Origin of the sequence: Bacillus sp. H1a (genome assembly GCF_000633475.1) — a bacterium.
Taxonomy (GTDB): domain Bacteria; phylum Bacillota; class Bacilli; order Bacillales; family Bacillaceae_G; genus Bacillus_A; species Bacillus_A paramycoides.
The window spans coordinates 1-6,626 of sequence record NZ_AYMH01000112.1; the positions used below are offsets into that span (position 1 = coordinate 1).

At 33.5% G+C, this 6,626-nt stretch carries 5 protein-coding genes and 3 pseudogenes; 3 read left to right on the forward strand and 5 right to left on the reverse strand.

The window, feature by feature from the left end:
• Positions 1-1,015: 1,015 nt before the first annotated feature.
• Positions 1,016-1,354: pseudogene (locus U860_RS36720) on the reverse strand (DDE-type integrase/transposase/recombinase); the annotation flags it as partial.
• A 27-nt stretch (positions 1,355-1,381) separates the two neighbouring features.
• Positions 1,382-2,203, reverse strand: a complete 822-nt coding sequence (locus tag U860_RS0130075) for a UTP--glucose-1-phosphate uridylyltransferase (protein WP_002174975.1) — start codon at positions 2,201-2,203, stop codon at positions 1,382-1,384.
• Positions 2,204-2,398: 195 nt separating this feature from the next.
• Between U860_RS0130075 and U860_RS0130080 the strand changes: the two genes are divergently transcribed.
• The 3 genes and pseudogenes from U860_RS0130080 to U860_RS32305 all read left to right on the forward strand — a co-directional run bounded on the left by U860_RS0130080 (position 2,399) and on the right by U860_RS32305 (position 5,815).
• Positions 2,399-3,688 (forward strand): UDP-glucose/GDP-mannose dehydrogenase family protein, encoded by a 1,290-nt coding sequence (locus U860_RS0130080; RefSeq protein WP_025151376.1) that lies wholly within the window; start codon positions 2,399-2,401, stop codon positions 3,686-3,688.
• Positions 3,685-4,638 (forward strand): NAD-dependent epimerase/dehydratase family protein, encoded by a 954-nt coding sequence (locus U860_RS0130085; protein ID WP_025151377.1) that lies wholly within the window; start codon positions 3,685-3,687, stop codon positions 4,636-4,638. The genes U860_RS0130080 and U860_RS0130085 overlap by 4 nt, the downstream gene beginning before the upstream one ends.
• 3 nt (positions 4,639-4,641) lie before the next feature.
• Positions 4,642-5,815: pseudogene (locus U860_RS32305) on the forward strand (glycosyltransferase family 4 protein).
• Between the two features lie 87 nt (positions 5,816-5,902).
• On the opposite strand, the pseudogene U860_RS34700 reads toward U860_RS32305, so the two are convergent.
• The 3 genes and pseudogenes from U860_RS34700 to U860_RS36165 all read right to left on the reverse strand — a co-directional run.
• Positions 5,903-6,166, reverse strand: a pseudogene (locus U860_RS34700) (zinc ribbon domain-containing protein); the annotation flags it as partial.
• A gap of 29 nt (positions 6,167-6,195) precedes the next feature.
• Complete coding sequence (locus U860_RS34705; protein WP_081807007.1) at positions 6,196-6,384, reverse strand: helix-turn-helix domain-containing protein; 189 nt, start codon at positions 6,382-6,384, stop codon at positions 6,196-6,198.
• A 7-nt stretch (positions 6,385-6,391) separates the two neighbouring features.
• On the reverse strand, positions 6,392-6,601 hold the full coding sequence (locus U860_RS36165) for a hypothetical protein (protein WP_240184509.1): 210 nt from the start codon (positions 6,599-6,601) through the stop codon (positions 6,392-6,394).
• Positions 6,602-6,626 lie beyond the last annotated feature (25 nt).

Consider the following 6,626-nt stretch of genomic DNA (forward strand, 5'->3'; position numbering starts at 1 on the left):
TAGTTAAGCAACCACATTTGTTATCTTTAGAACCATTTTTGCTTTAGTTAAGAAACCAAATTTGTTATCTTTAGAACCATTTTTGCTTTAGTTAAGAAACCAAATTTGTTATCTTTAGAGCCATTTTCGCTATAGTTAAGCAACCACATTTGTTATCTTTAGAACCATTTTTGTTATGGTTAAAACCACATTTGTTACCTTTAAAACCATCTTTGTTATAGTTAAGCAACCACATTTGTTATCTTTAAGACCATTTTTGTTATGGTTAAAACCACATTTGTTATCTTTAAAACCATTTTTGTTATAATTAAATGTCATAATCCCTTATGTATCAAGACATTTCATGCTCTTAAAACATATAAACATATAAAACATATAAAACAATTAATATATAAAACAAACAAAACATACAATGTTGAATGAATAAGAATATACTTGTTATCATTTTTTAAATAAAATTCCCACGTCATATAACCAAATTTGTTATCTTTATTTTACTCAGACATGTAAACGTCAATTAATTGCAAAACTCTTCGGACATACTTAAGTATAAAAAAGCCCTGAAAAAGGGCCCTTATGAGTTTCGCAAGAAAGGAATGTCTCCTACTATAATATACGTTTGTTTCAATAGAATGTGAAAAAAATAGGCAAATGTTTCATTTTGTAGAGAAGTGAGGTGGCTTAATCGGAATAGGGTGTATCGTTGGACGGTGTCCGTTGTGTGAAGATGCTATTTACGAAGATAAAGACTTAGTACCACGAACTTCTTCAGGAAAGTGCTCAGTAGCTAAAAAATAATAGCGAGAATAACCCGAATTGACACTTCCACGACTAAAGTCGCGAGCCCTAATCCTAACGAATTAACGGCTGGGATTCTTGAATGACTGAGCATTCGCATTCCATTTCTGTTGTAAATAGATTCCTATCTGTATATTTCTACAAAAAGAATCATATTTTCTGTGAATTATGGTATAAATTTATCTTAGGTTGATGGCGATGTCGGCAGAATCCCGTTTCTTAATAAACGATGATCCCGCTCCATAATGTTATTTAGATATTTGACTTGTCTGATTGAGCTGCCTACGGGTATCTTTTTTTCTTTTTTGCAATTCTACAATTGCTATCGGAAAGATTGGACTCTGGCCTACTGTGATAACGCGAGGCTTAGAAACATGAAAAGACCGCAAAGCTTTTTTGAAAAAGTACTTTGCAGCCATATGATTTTTTTCTTGTTTAAATAAAAGTCAATTGTATTCCCTTCTGAATCAAAAGCACGATACAAATACGCCTAATTACTTTTAACCTTCACATGTGTTTCATCAACTCTTCAGGAATCGTTCATTGATTTCAAATGTATATTGGCTGAACCCTTTTCCACAAATTAATTCTTACTTGTTCTGTTTTGTCCGTATATAAGATTAAGAAGCTGCATATATTCATCCTCTTGTCCGATATCAAATCGTTTCCCATCAATCATTTTTCCATATACTTTTTTAGTCATAATTAAAGAATGAATTGCATCTGTTAATTGATATTCCCCCCCAACACCAGGTTGAATATTTTTTAATAAAGGAAAAATATCAGGTGTAAAAACATATCTACCAAGTACGGCAAGATTAGATGGAGGATTTACTTTCGGCTTTTCGATAATATTTGTAATACTAACACAATTTTCTTTTACAATCTTCCCTTCAATAATACCATACTTCTCTAAACATTCATCTGGTACCGTATGAATGCCTATTACACTATTTTTCGTCTCTTTATAAATACTAATCAACTGATTTAAAGCGGTTTCTTTATCCGAAACTACAATATCATCTGGCAAGAGTACAGCAAAAGGTTCGTTACCAATAAATGTTTCACCTAATTTTATCGCCTCACCAAGTCCTCTCGCATATGGCTGCCTTATATAATGGATTTGAACATTAGGGATAGCAAGCCCTTTTAACAGATGTGATTTTTTTTCTTTTTCTAAAAAAGCCTCCAATTCTAATGAATAATCAAAGTAATCAACTATTAAATCCTTTCGGCTAGAAAGTACAATTAATATTTGCTCAATGCCTGACTTCACAGCTTCTTCTACAATATAATGAATCGCGGGTTTATTCCCTATTGGAAACATTTCTTTTGGAATCACCTTTGTAATTGGAAGACTCCTTGTGCCGTAACCAGCGGCTGGAATGATTGCTTTTTTAATCACTAACCTCTCTCCTTCACTTATTTAAAATATTTATATTCATTCAGCGCCTTACCTGCTCATGACGAAATCAAAAGGGGCCTTTACCTTTTTTCTTTTTCCCTGCTTATATGAATAGGCATTTCACTTGTCACCAATCCAAGTTGTTCATCAATATACTGTAACAACTAGTACTAAGTACAGAAAGGTGACTATCATATGAATATATGTATTATAGGCTCTGGTTATGTTGGGCTCACATCAGCGGCGGTATTAGCAGAATTGGGTCATAATGTTATTTGTGTAGATAAAGATCAAGATAAAATTCATTCTCTCCAAAAGGGAGAATGCCCTATTTACGAACCAGATTTAAAAGAACTTATTCGAAAAAATCAAAATCGATTACAATTCCGTTGTGATATCGATAAGGCTATTCGACAATCACCTGTTATTCTTATCGCTGTAGGAACTCCTTCTACATCAAGTGGAAAGACGGATCTAAAATATCTTTATTCCGTTATTGATATACTAGTTCCAGCCATAACATCATATAAAACAATTATTACGAAAAGTACAGTTCCACCAGGTACAAATCAGCAATTATATGAAACACTCATTAAAAGTGGAGTTTCATCATCCCTATTCAATATTGTTTCTAATCCAGAATTTCTTCGCGAAGGTTCTGCTGTCCGCGATATGCTTATTCCAGATAGAACTATTATAGGTATCCAAAAAGATGACACAAAGTCGTTAGAAATTATGCAGGATATATATAAAGGGATTAGCGCACCTTTCCTTTGCACTGGATTAAACGAGGCGGAGATGATTAAATATACATCCAATGCATTTTTGGCTACAAAAATATCTTTTATAAATGAAATTTCTCGGATTTGTGATGCATATCACATTGATGTTGTTGAAGTGGCAAAAGGAATTGGCTATGACTTTCGAATTAACCCTCATTTTCTTCAAGCGGGAATGGGGTATGGGGGATCATGCTTCCCAAAAGATTTACATTCACTCATCTATACAGCAAATGATAGGCACATAGCAGTTCCTATTTTACAAGCTGTACAATCCATTAACTCCACACAGATAGATCTCTATGTTGAAAAAATCAAAAATACTATAAAAGAACCCTCTTCAAAAAAAGTAACTGTTTTAGGAATTTCCTTTAAGCCAAATACTGATGATATTCGTAGCTCCCTCGCTGTACTACTTCTTGAAAAGTTAACCCTTCTTGGCTACGATCTACATGCTTATGACCCAAAAGCTTTTCTCCCTCCACATTTAAAAAAACAAGTTACACAGCATGAGAACCTAGAATCCTCAATTACAAATTCTGATTGTATTATTATTGCTACGGAATGGAATGAATTTAAAACACTTAATTGGAAACAAGTCAAACAAGTTATGAAGGGATGCACAATCGTGGATGGACGTAATTGCATCGAAAAAGATGAAATAGAAAAATACGGATTACACTATATAGGAGTGGGTCGGTCATGAAAATCCTTGTAACAGGAGCCGCTGGTTTCATTGGCTCTCATTTGTGTCAAGCGTTACTTAAAAATGATGCATATCATGTAGTTGGAATTGATCATTTCATCGGTCCTACTCCAGCTATTTTAAAAACAGATAATATCCAATCTCTTCAATTGAATTCACGTTTTCAATTCATACGAGAAAACATTTTAACTACAGATTTATCGCAATTATTACAAGATATAGACGTAATTTATCATTTAGCTGCTATACCCGGTGTCAGAACAAGCTGGGGAAAAGATTTTCAGGATTATGTAACAAACAATATAATGGTTACACAACATTTACTTGAAGCCTGTAAACATGTAAAATTAGATAAATTTATTCATATATCAACATCTTCTGTTTATGGTGAAAAATCTGGTGCGGTTTCTGAAGATTTATTACCCACCCCTCTATCTCCATATGGTGTTACAAAATTAAGTGGTGAACACTTATGTCATGTTTATCACAAAAATTTCCACATACCAATTGTTATTTTAAGATATTTCACAGTGTATGGGCCAAGGCAACGTCCTGACATGGCATTTCATAGATTAATTAAACAATTGTTAGAAGATAAACCTCTCACGATATTTGGTGATGGAACACAAACGCGTGATTTTACCTATATCGATGACTGTATACGAGGAACTATGGCCGCTTTAGAGACAAAAAAAAATATAATAGGTGAAATTATCAATATCGGTGGAAAAGAACAAGCATCCATTTTAGACATTATTTCTATGCTAGAAAAAGTATTAGGTAAATCAGCAACTAAAAACTTTCTAAAATCAGTTCCTGGGGAACCGAAACAAACATGGGCAGATATATCTAAGGCCAGTACATTACTACAATATTCTCCAACCGTTCCTCTATTCGACGGTCTGGAGGCAGAATATCATTATGTAAAACAATTATACAAAGGAGATTAATTTATTAAAATTGCATATATATGTACAGAAAAATTACCATCTCCAGCGTTTAAAGGTGGAGCAATTCAAATGATGATTGATGGGGTGTCTCCCTATATAAGTCAAGAGTATGAGCTTACCATTTTCTCTATTTCAGATCCAAGTCTTCCAGAGCAAATAACACTAGATAATGTCAATTACATGTATTTTCCTCAAAAAGAATATGAGCAGAATGTTATAAGGACACTCCAAACCAATACCTTTGATATTATACATGTCTTTAATCGTCCCAAAAATATACCTCTATATAAACAAGCTTCTCCACACAGTAAATTTGTATTAGGCCTGCATAACGATATGTTCGCTGAACATAAAATATCCATTTATGAAGGCAATCTTATTATTGAAAAGGTTACCGCCATCATGACTGTTAGTAACTATATTAAACAAACTGTGATTGAGAGATTTCCACAAGCTGAAGATAAAATTTCTACTGTCTACTCTGGTGTTAATTTAAAACAGTCCCCTTCTATCTGGACACCAACAGGGCAAAAAATAAGAAGTGAATTTCGTACAAAATACGATATCCAAGATAAAAAAGTGATTCTATTTGTTGGCCGATTATGTGAAAATAAGGGTCCACATTTACTCATTCACGCTATGAAGAAAATTATTCAAACACATAAAGATACGGTGCTTGTAATTGTTGGTGGTAAATGGTTTAGTGATAACAGAGTAAATAAATATATTAGAAAATTATATAGAATCGCTAAACCAATTAAAAAGCACGTAATTTTCACTAAATTTATTCCGGCAGATCAAATGCATAATATGTTTCTAATGGGGGATATATTTATATGTAGCTCACATTGGAACGAACCATTGGCACGCGTTCATTATGAAGCAATGGCTGCAGGAATCCCAATACCGTGGGAAAAATGCTGAAGTTATAACAGATGAACATAACAGCTGTCTAGTAGAACAATATACTAATCCAATGGAGTATGCCAGACTCGTCCATGTCTTGTTATCTCAACGAGAATTTGCACAATGGATTGCTGAAAACGGCAGAAACGTTGTGGAAAAAAATTTTACATTTAAGCATACAGCAGAAAAACTAAATCAGGTATATAAACAAGTAGCAGAATCCACTAATCAGCCTGCTAGAAATATTATGCGCCCCTCAAAATTCAAATAATTCGAACTACTCATCATTTAACGTCCCGAAGGGCTGTTTGAAGTAGGAGATTCCTAAGTATGGAAACCTAACGATTTTAATTGAGTAAGCTATCCCTGTAGTTCCTACGGTTAAAAGAGGGATAGCTTCGTTTCTAAGATTTAGTCCTGCGTTAACATCTCTATCGTGATGTGTGCTACAAGAAAGGCAATCCCACTCACGAAGATTTAGATTTTTAACATCTTTATTTTGATAAATGTAACTCGAACATAGCTGATTAGAAATAAACGTTTTTGATACAACTACAACCTGCTTCCCGTACCATTTTCTTTTTTAATTGAGTAAGCTCGTCAGAAAAAATGATACGTTAATCCTTTCCATATCTTTTTATAAGCATAACTTTATATAACAGAGAAACAATTAAATACAAAACGACTACAACCAATGAGTCTCGCAATTAAGGCTTTTTGTTCTTGATTTGGGTAAATACGAAATTTGTATGCCTTATTGATTAATATGGATTGTATCTCGCTTTTTTGTAAGGTTCCTGTATTAATAAAAAAGGTAGGCTTACGCCTACCAATACTCATCTCCTACCTAAATTTGACGTTTTACACCTTCACATTTTTGAGGAAGGAGTCTTCTGTCGGAAAAAGATAAATACATGTATTTGATGCAAGATATATATGAAGGATTTCTATCATGTATATGTTGAAGAATAAAAAACGCTTGGAAACCAAGCGTTTTTTTATTGCTCATTATTTTACTCGTCATCATCTTCGTCATCTTCTTCTTCTTCTTCGTCATCTTCTTCTTCTTCTTCTTCGTCCTC